Origin of the sequence: Lactobacillus sp. B4015, from assembly GCF_026536055.1 — a bacterium.
Classification (GTDB): domain Bacteria; phylum Bacillota; class Bacilli; order Lactobacillales; family Lactobacillaceae; genus Lactobacillus; species Lactobacillus panisapium.
This window is the reverse complement of the sequence record NZ_JAFNOY010000002.1, coordinates 25,713-40,526: the sequence shown is the minus strand read 5'-3', so window position 1 is coordinate 40,526 and position 14,814 is coordinate 25,713. Positions and strand designations below refer to the sequence as shown.

The 14,814-nt window shown below is 37.9% G+C and carries 15 protein-coding genes and 1 CRISPR repeat array; of the genes, 12 read left to right on the top strand and 3 right to left on the bottom strand.

Annotated features, from left to right (window positions below; translation table 11 throughout):
* Positions 1 to 281: 281 nt before the first annotated feature.
* Positions 282 to 580: direct repeats of the CRISPR family, unit length 35 nt; unit sequence TTCTAGTCATCACTGATTTAACAACCATCTAAAAC.
* A 687-nt stretch (positions 581 to 1,267) separates the two neighbouring features.
* Positions 1,268 to 1,996, top strand: a complete 729-nt coding sequence (locus J3U71_RS01890; RefSeq protein WP_267392604.1) for a DUF4097 family beta strand repeat-containing protein — start codon at positions 1,268 to 1,270, stop codon at positions 1,994 to 1,996.
* 179 nt (positions 1,997 to 2,175) lie between these two features.
* On the opposite strand, the gene J3U71_RS01885 is transcribed toward J3U71_RS01890, so the two are convergent.
* Positions 2,176 to 2,895 (bottom strand): GntR family transcriptional regulator, encoded by a 720-nt coding sequence (locus J3U71_RS01885; RefSeq protein WP_103752732.1) that lies wholly within the window; start codon positions 2,893 to 2,895, stop codon positions 2,176 to 2,178.
* Positions 2,896 to 3,009: 114 nt separating this feature from the next.
* A complete protein-coding gene (gene deoC / locus J3U71_RS01880; RefSeq protein ID WP_220220539.1) occupies positions 3,010 to 3,717 on the bottom strand; it encodes a deoxyribose-phosphate aldolase in 708 nt (235 codons plus the stop codon).
* Between the two features lie 163 nt (positions 3,718 to 3,880).
* Between deoC and J3U71_RS01875 the strand changes: the two genes are divergently transcribed.
* From J3U71_RS01875 to J3U71_RS01835, 9 genes are all read left to right on the top strand, one after another.
* Positions 3,881 to 4,291 (top strand): PTS sugar transporter subunit IIA, encoded by a 411-nt coding sequence (locus J3U71_RS01875; RefSeq protein ID WP_220220538.1) that lies wholly within the window; start codon positions 3,881 to 3,883, stop codon positions 4,289 to 4,291.
* A gap of 23 nt (positions 4,292 to 4,314) precedes the next feature.
* Positions 4,315 to 4,809 (top strand): PTS system mannose/fructose/N-acetylgalactosamine-transporter subunit IIB, encoded by a 495-nt coding sequence (locus tag J3U71_RS01870; RefSeq protein WP_103752729.1) that lies wholly within the window; start codon positions 4,315 to 4,317, stop codon positions 4,807 to 4,809.
* A gap of 21 nt (positions 4,810 to 4,830) precedes the next feature.
* Positions 4,831 to 5,673, top strand: coding sequence for a PTS mannose/fructose/sorbose/N-acetylgalactosamine transporter subunit IIC (locus J3U71_RS01865; RefSeq protein WP_220220537.1), 843 nt, complete (start codon positions 4,831 to 4,833; stop codon positions 5,671 to 5,673).
* Between the two features lie 17 nt (positions 5,674 to 5,690).
* On the top strand, positions 5,691 to 6,524 hold the full coding sequence (locus J3U71_RS01860) for a PTS system mannose/fructose/sorbose family transporter subunit IID (protein WP_220232617.1): 834 nt from the start codon (positions 5,691 to 5,693) through the stop codon (positions 6,522 to 6,524).
* A gap of 152 nt (positions 6,525 to 6,676) precedes the next feature.
* The gene (locus J3U71_RS01855; protein WP_220220535.1) at positions 6,677 to 7,438 is read left to right on the top strand and encodes a lysophospholipid acyltransferase family protein; all 762 of its coding nucleotides are present in this window, start codon (positions 6,677 to 6,679) and stop codon (positions 7,436 to 7,438) included.
* Between the two features lie 15 nt (positions 7,439 to 7,453).
* On the top strand, positions 7,454 to 8,293 hold the full coding sequence (locus J3U71_RS01850) for a glycosyltransferase (protein WP_267392605.1): 840 nt from the start codon (positions 7,454 to 7,456) through the stop codon (positions 8,291 to 8,293).
* A gap of 25 nt (positions 8,294 to 8,318) precedes the next feature.
* Positions 8,319 to 9,266 (top strand): glycosyltransferase family 8 protein, encoded by a 948-nt coding sequence (locus J3U71_RS01845; protein ID WP_103752726.1) that lies wholly within the window; start codon positions 8,319 to 8,321, stop codon positions 9,264 to 9,266.
* Entirely contained in the window at positions 9,263 to 10,141 is an 879-nt protein-coding gene (locus tag J3U71_RS01840; RefSeq protein ID WP_220232613.1) for a lysophospholipid acyltransferase family protein, read from the top strand. Before J3U71_RS01845 ends, J3U71_RS01840 begins: the two co-directional genes overlap by 4 nt.
* Positions 10,142 to 10,225: 84 nt before the next feature.
* Positions 10,226 to 10,456, top strand: a complete 231-nt coding sequence (locus J3U71_RS01835; protein ID WP_103752724.1) for a cytochrome b5 domain-containing protein — start codon at positions 10,226 to 10,228, stop codon at positions 10,454 to 10,456.
* Between the two features lie 93 nt (positions 10,457 to 10,549).
* Here the strand turns inward: J3U71_RS01835 and J3U71_RS01830 are convergent, their stop codons facing one another.
* The gene (locus J3U71_RS01830; protein WP_220232607.1) at positions 10,550 to 11,737 is read right to left on the bottom strand and encodes a hypothetical protein; all 1,188 of its coding nucleotides are present in this window, start codon (positions 11,735 to 11,737) and stop codon (positions 10,550 to 10,552) included.
* Positions 11,738 to 11,932: 195 nt separating this feature from the next.
* Between J3U71_RS01830 and J3U71_RS01825 the strand changes: the two genes are divergently transcribed.
* Together J3U71_RS01825 and J3U71_RS01820 are read left to right on the top strand one after the other, a co-directional pair.
* Complete coding sequence (locus tag J3U71_RS01825; RefSeq protein WP_220232606.1) at positions 11,933 to 13,126, top strand: metal-dependent hydrolase family protein; 1,194 nt, start codon at positions 11,933 to 11,935, stop codon at positions 13,124 to 13,126.
* A gap of 18 nt (positions 13,127 to 13,144) precedes the next feature.
* On the top strand, positions 13,145 to 14,317 hold the full coding sequence (locus tag J3U71_RS01820; protein WP_267392606.1) for an amidohydrolase: 1,173 nt from the start codon (positions 13,145 to 13,147) through the stop codon (positions 14,315 to 14,317).
* The last annotated feature ends 497 nt before the right edge of the window (positions 14,318 to 14,814 follow it).

The following is a 14,814-nucleotide window of genomic DNA, read 5'->3' as shown; positions in this document are numbered from 1 at the left end:
TGGCTAGGAACTTAATTAACAAGCAAAAATCTTAAAAATTAAAAAGTCCTATTAAATAAACCTTTATTTAGTAGGACTTTTGTTTTGGATAAAACTAGCAAAATTAACTAAATAATTAAGCAGGTAATGAAAAGCATTGGGTTAAACACTCCATTGAATTGCTACTAAAGAGTGTGAATTCGCTATTTTTCAAAATTTACGTCCATAATTGACATAAAAAGCTAGCTGCTTAAGTTTGATACTATAGTTAACTTAAATCAAATTTTATTACAACCACTTTATTCTAGTCATCACTGATTTAACAACCATCTAAAACTTAAACGGTTTAATTAATGAGGTGCAGGAAGTTCTAGTCATCACTGATTTAACAACCATCTAAAACGGGAGTTCCCGCCACTTATAAAAAAGTTAAGTTCTAGTCATCACTGATTTAACAACCATCTAAAACATTTATCATTTCTCCTTTTAGTTATTCCCAGTTCTAGTCATCACTGATTTAACAACCATCTAAAACTGGCTAATGACTGGGAAGTAGTTGAAGTGGGTTCTAGTCATCACTGATTTAACAACCATCTAAAACCGATGTTTTATCATCAAATTTTAATGTAGCAGTTAATACCAGTCGACTAAACCTTCATTAACGCTATAAAAATAGGCATCCCCAGAAACAACCAAAAAATCCGAAGATGTGAATTCAATTAGGACAACCATTAACCTCATTCGCTTTGCAATTTGCGCTAATTCTGATTATTCAAATAATTTATAACATTGCAAAAGACAGGAACTGTTTTCAAATTACAGTTTTGGTGAATCTCTATAGAACCATCTCAATTATATCATATGAATCACTTAATATATTCTCAGCTAGATGCAAATCCACCATTTTGATTAGCGTTTTTAAATCTTCATCAAAATCAATTGCTAGCAGCAAATTTTGCAGAAGCAGTGAATCAGATAATGTTAATTCAAAATTGCTAAAAGCACAAAATATCTTATTACGTGTGATTTCATCTAAGTTATTAGTACCCTTTTAAAGAAACTTCTACCATGTCAAAAGCTTTTTCAAATAAAAGCATGAAGTAGTTCCATGCAGCAATTCCTACGCAATCAGTTTTATTTGCCAAATTTAACCGCTTAAACAATTTTTACTGCCAGTTATGCAAAAAGAATTGCATTATTTTTTAAAAGTATTTTAATTAAGACATCAGTAAAAACTAAGAAATAGCAAAACTTCATCACAAAAAATAGTCACAACAAGGGGTTAATTATGGGAAACTTTTTTAAACATATTTTCGCTGAACAAGAAAGCGACAGTGCAAACTTAAATTCACGTCAAATTGATTTACCGCAGTTTACTGAAATAGATGCTGAAACATACACTTTTACTATTAATATTCAGGGTGGTAAAAATTATCAGGCTATTATTTCTAGTCAGGCTAACGAAAATGTAAACATTACTGTGGTGGGAAAAAAGCTACTAATTCGGGAGAAAAAGCCCCGGGCTAAAAAAAATCTAATTTATACTAAACAGGCACTCATCAATATTACATTGCCGCTAGATTGTGAACTTTTACAAACAAAAATTAAGGCTTATGCAGGCGATGTCACGTTACTTCATCTAACCATGCAGAATTTAGACATAGAATTGCTTGCGGGTTCGGCTAAATTAACTGACTTAATTGTTCACGGCGCAGCTAAAATTAATCTTTCTGCCGGCAGCCTTAAACTTCTGAACTGCAAGATGAATTTGAAGGCTGATCTCGCTGCTGGTTCAGCTAATATCAAGCAGCTGCAGGGACAAAGCAGCTTTATACTTGCAGCAGGATCATTAACCATAATCGAAAGCAAAAGCGACACTACAAGTTATGACCTTAAAACCAGTGTTGGTCTAATTAAGTACCATCAAGAAAACCATCATCATCATTTTTATCGTAAATCTTCTGGACCAAATAGTTTAGTAGCCAAAGCACTTGCAGGTTCAATTATTGTCAAATGACAGAGCAATTGACCTGACATAATAAATTTAATGAATTTCAACTGCGAACTGATTTCCGCGATTTCGCGTAAATCAGTTTTTTAGTTGCCCATCTTTCAGATTATTCTGGTACCCAAAAACCCCCATAATTAGTCGTCCTAATCATGGGGGTTTCTGCAAATTAATAGTAAACATGGCTGTTAACGCTGAACATCAATCACAAAAGAATTGATATCACCGCGATATTCAGCGATTGAATACTCAATCGGCTGCTCATCAGAAGTTAGTCCTTGAGTATGAAAGTAAAAAATCGGTTTATTAGCCGCAATATTTAAGAGATTGGCAGTCGTCTCGTCTGCTTCCATCACCTCTAGTTTTCTAATGACATGCGTCACCTTTAACTGATACTTCTCCAACGTGCTATATAAAGAAGCCGTGGAAAAATCGTAGTCGGCTAACTTGGGCACCCTTTTTTTAGGTACATAAGTTGTCACTAAAACAGTTGGTTGCTCATTGGCATAGCGCAAGCGGACCATCTTAAAAACCGGTTCTTGCACTTCGAGTTGTAAGTTTTTACTCACTTCTGGATTAGCTTTTTCTTCGCCAAAATAAAGTAAGTTTGTTTTAGGGTAAATCCCCTTAGAACTCATTTCCTCACTGTAGCTTTCAATCAGGTGCGTAAATTCCTGTTCAATTTTCACCTTTTTTACTAAAGTCCCACGCTTACGGCGTCGTTCCAAGTATCCTTGATTAACTAAAAGTGAAATTGCTTGGCGAACGGTCGGCCGACTTACTTGGTAAGTGCTTGCTAATTCTACTTCAGGCGGAATGATTGTGTTTTGTGCATAAACACCAGTCTGAATTTTGTTTAAAAGATCGTTAGCAATTACGCGATATTTCGGAAGATCTGTTTCAGCCAATTAAACCCACTGCTTTCTTTTTATTTATTTTATATCATTATATTAATAGTATAACATTAAAAAAGCCAGTATTAAAGCAGTTTTTTTATCTTGCTACGGCCATTTCTAGCGAATTTAAAGGTCAATTGCAGTAACATTATCAGCAGCAAACCGCTTTTTTAATGCAGCAATAATTTTGACGCCTGAACTAGTACCAATTCTTTGCGCACCAGCCGCAATCATTGCCAAAAAGTCATCTGTATTTCTAATTCCGCCAGCTGCCTTAACCTTAACTTTTGTGCCAACCGTGTCTTTCATCAACTTAACATCTTCGACTTTAGCTCCTGAGGTACCAAACCCAGTTGAGGTTTTGATAAAATCCGGTTCGACTTTTTTAGCAATCAGCGCCAGCTGTTTAATCTCGTCTTTGGTCAAGTAGCAATTTTCAAAAATTACTTTGCACGGAACATGCTGGTTGTGGCAAGCTGCTACCATCTTTGTCATTTCTTCCTCAATATATGACCAATTATGCGCTTTGACCTGGGTCAAATTTACGACATAATCAATTTCATTTGCCCCATTTGCCAATGCATCTTTAGTTTCTGCCACCTTAGAAGTAATTGTTGTTTGGCCCAACGGAAAACTAATCGCGGCTCCAGTATCGATATCCGTTCCGGCAAGTTGAGCGGAACAAAATTTGGCTTGCACTTGGTTAATGGCAACCATTTTAAAATGGTACTGTTTAGCCTCATCACAAAGTTTTTTCATATCTGCTTCAGTTGCATCAGCATGCAGATTAGTATGATCAATCAGCTGGGCAAAATCATCAATCGTATATTTCATAATTCTTTTCTCCTTTTTTGTCATTACATAATTAAATTGTAGCTATTACTGAAACCGTTGTCAATAACAAAAAACAGTGTAAAAATATTAATTGACTTGTGGAAAGCGATTACATATAATGTTGGTTGTAAAGATTATGTAATTACAAAAAGAGGCGATAACAGTGCAAATCTTATTAACTTCACATGGTCACCTAGCAAGTGGTATCAAATCAAGCTTTGAATTTATTGCGGGTAAATCTAGTCATTTAATGACTATCGAACTAGATCAGGATGGTATCGGTTCGTTTCAAACGCGGCTAAAAAAATTATTAGAGCCAAGAACAGAGCCCATCCTAATTTTAGCCGATCTGAAAGGCGGAACACCGTATAACGAGGCTTTTAAACTTTACTTAATGCGACCGCAAACCATTCGGGTAGTCAGTGGTTTGAATTTACCTATGCTACTTGAATTAGTGCCGCAATTAACTGAGCAATTGACTTTAGATGAGGCTGTAGCAATTGCCCTTAATGCCGGAAAAGCTGGAATTGACGTTGCACACGATGAACCAGATGATGATGAACTTGAATTCTGAGTATTTGAAAAAGGAGTATAAAAATGAGTATTTCAGTTGTACGAATTGACGATCGCGTTATTCACGGCCAGACAATGACTAGATGGACAAAAGCACGTCCTGTCGATGGTATTTTAGTAGTTGGCGACAATATTGCACATGATAAATTGCGCCGAAAAGTTTTAAAGGCTGCGGCTAACGAATTAAAGGTTGGTATTTATACCGTAGCTGAAGCCGGGGATAAAATTGCCAAGGGAATTGCATCAAAGAAAAAATTTTTCTTAATTAGTGATTCCCCTAAAACTTTTGCGCAGCTTGCAGACATGGGGATTGATTTTGGCAAAGTACTAAATGTTGGTCCCATGAATACCCGACCAGGAACCAAGGTTTTAGGGCGAACAGTCGCATTAGACCAAGCTGATTACGATGCCTTCGAGGATATTGCTAATCACGGAATTGAAATCCAATTCCAGCTATTACCAGATGATGAAATTAAGCCTTGGTCAACCATGAAAAAGAAATTTGATTCAATGTCTTAACTATCTTTGGAGGCAATAATTATGAATAATTTGTTTTTTCCAGCTTTACTGACTGGTATCTTTTGTTACCTTGGTGCGATTGAATCGCCTTGGCTATTTGGCATGTCAGGTGGATTTTACATCGTCGGCCGACCGCTGGTAGCCGGACTGCTAGTTGGGCTCGCTTTTGGGGATGTTAAAAACGGTATCCTATGTGGCTTAGCCGTCCAAGCTGTCTTCATTGCCAACTTGTCAACAGGTGGCGCAACTAATAGTGAAATAACCTACGCAGCCTACGGTGGGATTGGCTTAGCCATGGCTACTACCAAAAATCCCGCAATCGCCGTTACACTGGCTATTTTCATCGGGCAAACCTTCGGTCTAATTTTCTATAATGGCCGAATGGCACTTTACTCGTTTTGGAACACACGCGCAGAAAAAGCGGCCCATAACAATGACGACCGCCAGATTGTGCTAAACCACTTAGTTTATCCGCAAATTACTACTTTTCTCTTACGTGCTGTTCCCGTTTTTTTAGCAATTTTCTATGGTAAAGGCTTAGTTAATTGGCTGATCAACAGCATTCCAGCAATTGTTACGCACATTATTCAAGTTTTGGGCGGTGTCCTGCCAGCCTTAGGAATCGCAATGCTCATGAGTATTGTTATTAAAAATAAAGCACATTTCATCTTCTTTTTTGCCGGTTTCGTACTGCTGGCTTTTGCCAAACTAAGTATGATTGCCATTGTATTTATTGCTGCGCTGGTAGCTTACCTTTATTATGTTGCTACAGCCAAAAACAATCAGCCTGCTGCTAGTTCAGCCGATAATGGGCCTGAGGCGGTCGATACGGATGATACCTATGAAGATGAAGACTTATTTTAAAGAAAGGACGAACAAGGATGGCTACTAAAAATACCCAAGAACCGCAAAAATTGCTGTCAAAGCATGAACTTAATCAAATTTGGTACAGATGGGGTTTTACCCACCTCAGCTCAATGAGTTATGAAAAACTGCAGGGGCATGCCTGGGCTTACTCTTATTTACCCTTTGCCCGTAAATATTATCAAAATGATCCTGCTAAAAAGCGCCGGTTACTTGAGCGGCACTCAATGTTTTATAATACTGAGCCGCAAACCGGACAAATCATTAACGGGATCGTTGCCTCGCTTGAAGAACAGATTGCCTTAGGCAATGATGTTTCCGAGGAAATGCCAGTTAATATTAAGGCCACTCTGATGGGCCCGCTGGCTGGCATTGGAGATTCACTTATTCAAGGAATAATTGTTCCGATTTTACTATCAATCGCAATGAGTTTAGCCAAGGGCGGCAGCCCAGTTGGCCCACTCTTTTATATCATCGCCTATGGCATCATTGGGCCAACCATTTCCTACGTTGCATTTCATAGTGGTTATCGCCTTGGTGTTGGTGCAATTGATACAATCGTTGGTGAAAACTCGAAAAGAATTACTGATGCATTCAATATCTTAGGTGTAATGGTTGTCGGTGCACTGGCAGCTAACACGATTGTTTTAAAAACTGTTGCTAAAATTCCTTTAGGAGGTAAATTTCAGCCTTTACAGACCGTTCTTGACGGCATTTTCCCTGGTTTACTTCCTTTAGCCATGGTTATTTTAGGCTGGTGGCTAGTCTCAAGTAAGCAGTTAACCGCCACTAAAGTAATTATTATCATGGTCGTAATTGTTACAATTGGCTGCTTGATTGGTTTATTTTAAACAAACAAATAAGCCTATTTTCGGCTAATGATTTTAAAGCACACATTAATTGTGTGCTTTTTTTGTTTTCAAGTGTAAAAATATGACGACCTTTTTCTTATTGTGCAATTCATGATAAAATTACCTAATACTGTTATTGAAAGAAGGGTTTCATGGGCAAGCATCAATACTATTACCATCTCTTAACTGACGATTTAGTAGATAGTCACCAACAAGATTATCAGTTGCCTGACGATTATTCGCTTTTTCCCCCATCACGCTGTGGCAAGATCTGGGCAAAAATAGTTCGCCCACTGGGACATTTAATTAGTTTTGTCTATATTCACCTAATTTTGCACGTTCATTTAATTGGAAAAGAAAAGTTAGCTAAAGTACGTAATCAAGGATACTTTATTTATGGTAATCACACCCAAGCCTTTGGTGATGTTGTTTTACCACTTAGTATTATTCCTGCTCAAAATTATTATGCAATTGGGGCACAAGCCAACTGGGGCATCCCCATTTTAGGCAAATTGGTATTACCATACTTTGGTCTTCCCATCGGCAACGATCTTGCACAGTCTGGTAAACTAATTAAGGCTGTTTCAACTGTAATTAAGGCAGGCAAAACGGTCGTCATTTATCCTGAAGCTCATGTCTGGCCGTATTACACTAAGATTCGGCCGTTTCCTAAAACCAGTATGCACTTTCCGGTGGCATTGAATGCGCCTAGTTTTACCATGACCACAACGTATACCAAGCCAAAATGGGGTAAACGACCACGAATAACTGTTTTTATTGACGGCCCTTTTTATCCCGCTACCCAGCTTAGTAAAAAGCAGCAACAAGAAAAATTGCACGAGCAAATTATTGCAGCAATGCAAAAACGTGCAAATTGCAGTAACTATGAATATTGCACTTACCAAAAAATTTAATTTAAGGAGTTCAAAATGAATATTCTTTTTTGCGGTGATTCAAACGCTGAAAATGGCATTCTTATCGCTATTCTTTCTTTGCTTAAAAATAGCGGATCCGAAGAACTCCATATTTACATCCTAACGATGTACACCCAAAGTTTTAAAAAGAAATTTAGTCCCTTTAGTAAACACGCGGCTGATTACCTCAAATCGCTTTTGGTTGAGCAAAATCCTAAAAGTACGTTAAAATTAATGGATTGTACTGGCTTATTTGTTCGTGAACCGTTAGTGGCCAATATGAGTACCCACTTTACGCCTTATGCAATGCTACGGCTTTATGCCGACCAGATTTCCCAGCTGCCAGATAAGATTTTGTATCTTGACGCTGATGTAATTATCCGCCGCAGCCTAGTTGATTTTTACCAGCAAGATCTTACGGAAACAGAATTCGTCGGTGTACTTGATTACTGGGGACGATTTTTCTTCCATAATTTGCATGAGCACAAGGTCTTTGACTACGTTAATTCAGGCGTGTTATTACTAAATTTGCCAGAAATCAGAAAGACTAACTTATTTGTTAAAATTAGGCACCTTTTGCAAACACGAACTGTTCCAATGCCGGATCAATCGGCGCTCAATCACTTTGCGACTAAAAAGAAAATTGCACCGCGCCGCTACAATGAGCAGTACAAATTGCAATCTGATACTGTGATTCAGCACTTTACGACCAGCTTTCGTTTTTGGCCAATCTTTCATACTTTGACCGTCAAGCCATGGCAAGTTGAGCGTGTTCATGAGATTTTGAAATTGCACGAATACGATGATATCTTAACGCAGTACCTTGATTTAAAAGATAACTTAGTTCAAAATTAATATTTAATTTGGAGATATATATACTATGACTATTCCTATTTTTTATGCTATTAGTGATGATTTTACTAAATATGCAGCTGTTTCATTAAATTCATTAGTTAAGCATGCTGATCCAAGTAAAGACTACACTGTTTACTTTTTAAGTCAGGATCTGGCAGACGAGCACAAGCAAGATTTAGTCGACTTGGGCTCCGATAATGTTCACGTTAAATTCTTTAAGATAAATGATGAAATTGTTGCTCCGATTGAAAACCGGCAGGAAAACTATTTACGGGCTGACTTCTTTACAATGTCTATTTTCTACCGTCTATTCATTCCTGACCTTTTCCCGCAATATGATAAAGCAATCTATATTGACAGCGATACCATTATTAATGATGACATTGGCAAACTATACGAAACCGAACTTGGCAATCACTTATTTGGCGCATGCACGGATTCATCAATTCAGTTTGTCCCAGAAATGCTGGCATATATCAAAGATGTTTTAGCCTTAGAGCCTAAAAAGTATATCAATTCCGGTATGTTAGTATTAAACTGCAAAGCATTCCGCGACGAAAAGTTTATTGACCACTTTATGGATTTGCTGGAAACTTATCATTTCGACTGTATTGCGCCTGACCAAGACTATTTAAATGAAATTGGTGACAAGCGCATTTTGCACCTCGATCCTAAGTGGGATGCAATGCCCAACGAAAATACCGAGCCACTTGCATCACCAAGCTTAATTCATTACAACTTGTTCTTTAAGCCGTGGCATTTTACCGCAATCCAATATGAAAAGTACTTCTGGGCTAGTGCTAAAGAGACCAAGTTCTACCCTGAATTAAAGGCAGAACTTGAAAACTATACTGATGAGCAACGTGAACAAGACCGCGGCAAGCTCAATCATATGCTTGCAAAAGAAGATAAGGTAGTCAACGACCCTAATAGCTGGGCGCAGGTTAAGAAGCGGGGTTCAGTCAGTTTATGATTATTGGCGACAATCGTGAAAAAGTAATCGAAAATATTAAAGCAGCTGTAAGCCGGGAAGACTGGAATGCAAAAGTTGAACTTGGCGATCCGGTTCTATCATTAAAAGAACGTAAAAGCTTGGTTAACAGTTTTTGGTCAGAGCAAGACACAATTAAGGGTAAGGTCAATAATAAGATCGGCCATTTAATCTTTAACGCGTTAACAGGCTTGTTTACTTCTACCACTAAATTTGTGGGGCTTGAAAACTTAGAAAACCTGCCTAAAGGCGGCGCAATTATTACAGCTAATCATTTCAATCAGCTGGATTCATTGCCAATCAAGCATTTAGCCAATAAAACTCATCACAATTTAGCTATTGCCATTGAGGACACTAATCTAAAATTGCCGGGTTTTCTATGCTATTTAATGAATTATGTTGGCACAATTCCCTTAATCAAAACCCCTAGTTATGTTGGTACGGAATTCCCCCAGCACCTTCACGATGTACTTGAAGACGATAATTGGGTTCTAATCTACCCCGAACAGGAAATGTGGTGGAATTACCGGAAGCCGCGGCAGTTTCAACGTGGTGCGTACTATTTTGCTGCTAAACAAAATGTACCAGTCATTTCTACTTTTATTGAGCTTCAAACAACCGATAAATTGGAAAAAGACCACCCTAATTTTTATCAAAATAAGTATGTGGTCCGTGTTCTACCGACTATTTATCCAGATGTAAAACTGAGCGCTAACGAAAACTCGAAGCGAATGCTGAAGCAAGATTACCAGCAAAAAGTGGCTGCTTTCGAACAAGCCTACCATCGTAAGCTAGATTACGATTTTACCCCGTGGGATATCGCAGGCTGGCGCTACAATTATCAAAATAAAAAATAATTCAATAGACTTAACCGTTCTTATCGACTATGATAATAGTGGAGTTATTTTATTTTATATATATTAAGAAAAGGGGTTTCTTGGATGGAGAAATTTACAAAAGAATCTTTGGCAAAATACGATGGTAAGAACGGTAATCCCGCTTACGTTGCAATTAATGGCGACGTTTACGATGTTACTGGTAACCCACACTGGGCTGAAGGTGAACACCACGGCAACTTGGCAGGACAAGATTTGACAATTGCAATCGGTCAAGCACCTCACGGCACAAGTGTTTTGGGTAAATTAAACAAAGTTGGTACCTACGAAGACTAATCTAGGTTAACAATCAAAAACCGCTTTTGCTTATGGCAAAGCGGTTTTTTGTTACTCTTTTGAACTTTAATAATTGTTTTAACCAGGCTAACTTTACAATAGTTTCAAGAAAACAGAGGCAATAATAATTGATGCAACAGAAACAGTAGCAAAGCCACCTACCAACATCTTAGGCATCATGTTTTCCATCAGATAGGCCTCTTCTTCCTTATTATTAGCTACTTCATGCGAAACTTCACTCGTAATTACATAATCGGCTGGAAAGCCGCACAAAGATGTTAGTGAGCAAGCATAGGCCATTTGCCAAGTCATTTTAAATGGTTTTGCCAAAAGACTAGACGCAATAAACATACCTAGTAAACCAAGCATGATTAAAACAATGATTTGCACAATAATCGTGCCCATTTGGTGTGGCGTAGTAAGGCTCAGTTGAGCAAAAATATACGCTAACAAACCATACATTAACCAGTTATAAACACCAGCTTTAGTTAAGACATCGGATTCCAAGAACCCTACTTGATGGGCCAAAACGCCAAAAATTAGACAAATGACATTTGAATTAAGATCAATGTGAAGGTAAGTTTTTAATGCAATAGACAGACCACTGCTAAGAGCCGCAATTAAGGCCACTTTGACCAAAATAAATGCAGAAGTTTGGTATTTAGCAGGCATTTTCTTAAAAAGATTATTTTCATTCGAATCATTATCTAACCCGGTTGGTGCCGTTTGCTTAACAGGCTGTTTCTGATATTCATTGACCAGGCGACCGCCTTCTTTTTTCAATAGCCAAGAAATTAACGGATAGCCAAATAATGAGTGAAAAATAAACATTGATACAGGTAAAGCAACTAGAGTTTGAATTCCCTGCGCCTTTAATCCATCTGTCATCAAAAGAGCCGAGACTAATCCCCCTGTTAATGGCGGAATTGCCGCAACGACAGTGTGCCAGTCAAAAATCAGCGTACCAATCGTTAAAGTTAAAATTAGCGTGCCGCAAACGCCTAAAAGAGCGATACAAACTGCACGCCATTGCTCAAGCAGCTTTTTTAAACTCATTAAAGTTCCCAAATGCACTAATAATAGGCCAACACAAATTGTGCTGAAATTAGTACCAAAAGAGGCTGTTGCAACAACATCTTTAGGCAAAAAGGTCCAATAACCCAATACAAACAAGACTGCCGTCATAAAAACCGATGGAATATAGGTGTGTGTTAAAGAAGATACCCATTCTCCTAACATTAAGAACAGCATCACGACTAAAAATGAGATGATAAATTGCATATTCATACCTCCGCTTGGCTAAGTAATAAGTAAAGATAAATTAAAGATAAATTAAAAAGAATATTAACCAATTTAATAACTTAAGTCAACAAAAAATTAAAATAAATTTGACATAAGCTTAAACAATTATTAGAATACACAATTATTACAGCAAATGTTACCAAAGCACTTCAATTTAAACTTAAGGAGGTTATTATGACTAAACAACTTTTTTACAATTTTTCATTATTTGATGGTAATAAACGTGATCTCCAAGCTGATGCCTGGATGTTAGTTGATGATCAAACGGGTAAAATCGTCAGCGTAGGGACTGATGGCACTAACCTACCCTCGGCTGAACAAAAAACCGACTTAGCAGGAAAATATGTGATGCCTGGTTTAATTAATTGCCATACCCACATAACCATGGAGCCAAGCGTTGGGGATGGTGGAACTACAGCTAACGTTGTTGCCTCAACGGTTAGAGCTGTCAAAAACTTACATACCTTTTTAAAATCTGGTGTAACCTACATTCGTGAATGTGGTAGTACTTATGATATTGATATTACCTTAAGCAAGCTAGTTGCTGACGGTACGATTGATCATGCACCCGAGATTCTACCATCAGGTCGGCCTTATTCAATGACTGGCGGTCACGGAGATTTCCCTAACTTTGGTCACTTAGTTGATTCTCCTGATGAAATGCGTAAAGCCGTAAGGCGTGGGCAAAAAAAGGGAGCTAAGGCTATCAAGGTCATGGCAACCGGTGGCGTAATGACTAAAAATGATTTTATGGATGATCCGCAATTGAGTACAGCGGAAATAAGTGCGGCAGTTGAAGAAGCTCATCATAAAGGCAACATCGTAGCCGCACACGCAGAAGGTAATCCAGGAATCTTGAACGCTATCAAAGCCAAAGTCGATTCTATTGAACATGGCTTTTATGTTAATGATGAAGAAATTGATCTTATGCTTTCTCAAGGAACCTTTTTAACGCCAACAATTGTGGCAGACTGGGCTATTCCCAAATATGGTACTGGCATTTTGCCCGACTGGGAAATTAAAAAAGCAGCTGATGCACTAGATGATTTACGTCATAATATTGCCCATGCCTATAAGCGCGGTGTTGCGATTACCTTAGGTACCGATGCCGGTACGCCATTTAACGATTTTTCTATGACTCCTTTTGAGCTCGAATTGATGGTTAAAATTGGCTTTAGTACATATGATGCTCTGCTAACATCTTGTCAAAACTCAGCTAAATTAATGCAAATTGCCGATGAATACGGCACGCTAGAACCAAACAAATACGCGGACTTCTTAGTATTAGATGCTAACCCATTAGCCGATATTACTGCCGTCCAACAAGAAGATAAGGCGGTATACAAAAAAGGGCAAAGAGCATATTAAAAAGGAGCTATCATAATAATGGAAACACAGCCTTGGTTTAAATTAATTCCGCAAGAGCAAATGATTAAATGGCGGCGATATTTTCATGCCCACCCAGAACTTTCTTTTAAAGAAAACAAAACTAGCAAAGAAATAACTCAGATTCTTGCATCCTTTGACCAAATTACTATTACTCATCCCACTCCTACCAGCGTCTTAGGAACAATTAAGGGAGCATACCCTGGAAAAAAGATTTTACTACGTGCTGATATAGACGCACTTCCTGTAAAAGAGGAAACCGGGCTCGACTTTGCTTCACAAAACGATGGCGTCATGCATGCCTGCGGTCACGATACGCATACCGCAATTTTATTAGCAACAACAAAGGTATTGACTCAATTACGGTCACAGTTGCACGGAACGGTTCAGGTCATTTTTCAACATGCTGAAGAGCAGGTGCCTGGCGGAGCAAAAGAAATTGTTGCCAGTGGTCAGTTGCATAATCTCGATGCTGTTATTGGTTTGCACATCATGACTGGGCTTAAAGCCGGCACTGTTAACATCGTAACTGACGGCCCGGTGACAACGGGCGCGGATGCTTTTGATCTAACAATTCAGGGTAAAGGTAGTCACGGATCAATGCCGCAAGAAGGCATCGACCCAATTACTGTTGGTACAGAGATTATTAACCAATTACATACAATTACCTCTCGTTTTACCCCGCCAAAAGACCTAAACGTTGTTACTGTGGGCAAGTTTCATTCAGGCGTTGCCGTTAACGTCTTACCTGACACAGCAACAATCGGCGGTTCCGTTCGCACTATTGATGAAGACACGAGGCAGGCCATTGCCAACAGAATTAAGAATATTGTCAAGAATACATGTGACACTTTTGGTGCTTCCTACCAATTAGATTATCAATTTGCATATGCTGCAGTCATAAACGATCCTAAGATTGCCAGTCTTGTTAAACGATGCGCACTTAAAGTTTTGCCTAAAGAAATGGTTCCTGCAGGGACAATGATGAGCGCTAGTGAAGACTTTTCCGCATATGGTAAGCTTGCACCTCTTTGCTTCTTCTTGCTTGGTGGTGGAACCGAAGAGGAAGGATATCCTTATTCCAACCATAGTCCTAAATTTATTATTGCTGAAGATGCACTTCTTAACGGTGTAAAAACCGAAGTTGAAAGCGTCTTAAAATTTTTAAGTTAATATAATGTGATATAAATTTTAACAACTGTACTAGTTAAAATTGTAACTAATCCCTTAAAAAATCAAACAAGTAGAAATGAGTGTTACTGCTTTAAGACTAAAAGCATGAATTATTTTACTCAATTTTCCTAAAGTAAAAAATTCATTTATCACTAACAAATTATCAACTTGTTAAAGATTTTTTAAATTGAAACAATAAAGCTAATTTAATATTGCAACAATTATGAATTCGAATTCTAATTTGGCAACTTTATTTTTTAGCAACCAACTGTGGCACTAAATTACTGAACACCGATTGTACCAAAATACTTGTATTTGTTATTCCTAATGATTAAGTAAACTAATTTACCAATATGATAAATACCTTGTAGCTTTAAATCATTACCATATTTGGTAATATGGATTAACAAGTCATATTATTGCTTTTAGGTCAAGTCATGTCTAGATTTATTTGTAAAAATATATAACCTAGTAATTTTTCAGATAAACTCTGGTAC

Coding starts and splice junctions, on each gene's coding strand:
- J3U71_RS01890 (WP_267392604.1), top strand. CDS start 1,268: ATGGGAAACTTTTTTAAACATATTTTCGCTGAACAAGAAAGCGACAGT.
- deoC (WP_220220539.1), bottom strand. CDS start 3,717: ATGAAATATACGATTGATGATTTTGCCCAGCTGATTGATCATACTAAT.
- J3U71_RS01870 (WP_103752729.1), top strand. CDS start 4,315: ATGAGTATTTCAGTTGTACGAATTGACGATCGCGTTATTCACGGCCAG.
- J3U71_RS01865 (WP_220220537.1), top strand. CDS start 4,831: ATGAATAATTTGTTTTTTCCAGCTTTACTGACTGGTATCTTTTGTTAC.
- J3U71_RS01860 (WP_220232617.1), top strand. CDS start 5,691: ATGGCTACTAAAAATACCCAAGAACCGCAAAAATTGCTGTCAAAGCAT.
- J3U71_RS01855 (WP_220220535.1), top strand. CDS start 6,677: ATGGGCAAGCATCAATACTATTACCATCTCTTAACTGACGATTTAGTA.
- J3U71_RS01850 (WP_267392605.1), top strand. CDS start 7,454: ATGAATATTCTTTTTTGCGGTGATTCAAACGCTGAAAATGGCATTCTT.
- J3U71_RS01845 (WP_103752726.1), top strand. CDS start 8,319: ATGACTATTCCTATTTTTTATGCTATTAGTGATGATTTTACTAAATAT.
- J3U71_RS01840 (WP_220232613.1), top strand. CDS start 9,263: ATGATTATTGGCGACAATCGTGAAAAAGTAATCGAAAATATTAAAGCA.
- J3U71_RS01835 (WP_103752724.1), top strand. CDS start 10,226: ATGGAGAAATTTACAAAAGAATCTTTGGCAAAATACGATGGTAAGAAC.
- J3U71_RS01830 (WP_220232607.1), bottom strand. CDS start 11,737: ATGCAATTTATCATCTCATTTTTAGTCGTGATGCTGTTCTTAATGTTA.
- J3U71_RS01825 (WP_220232606.1), top strand. CDS start 11,933: ATGACTAAACAACTTTTTTACAATTTTTCATTATTTGATGGTAATAAA.
- J3U71_RS01820 (WP_267392606.1), top strand. CDS start 13,145: ATGGAAACACAGCCTTGGTTTAAATTAATTCCGCAAGAGCAAATGATT.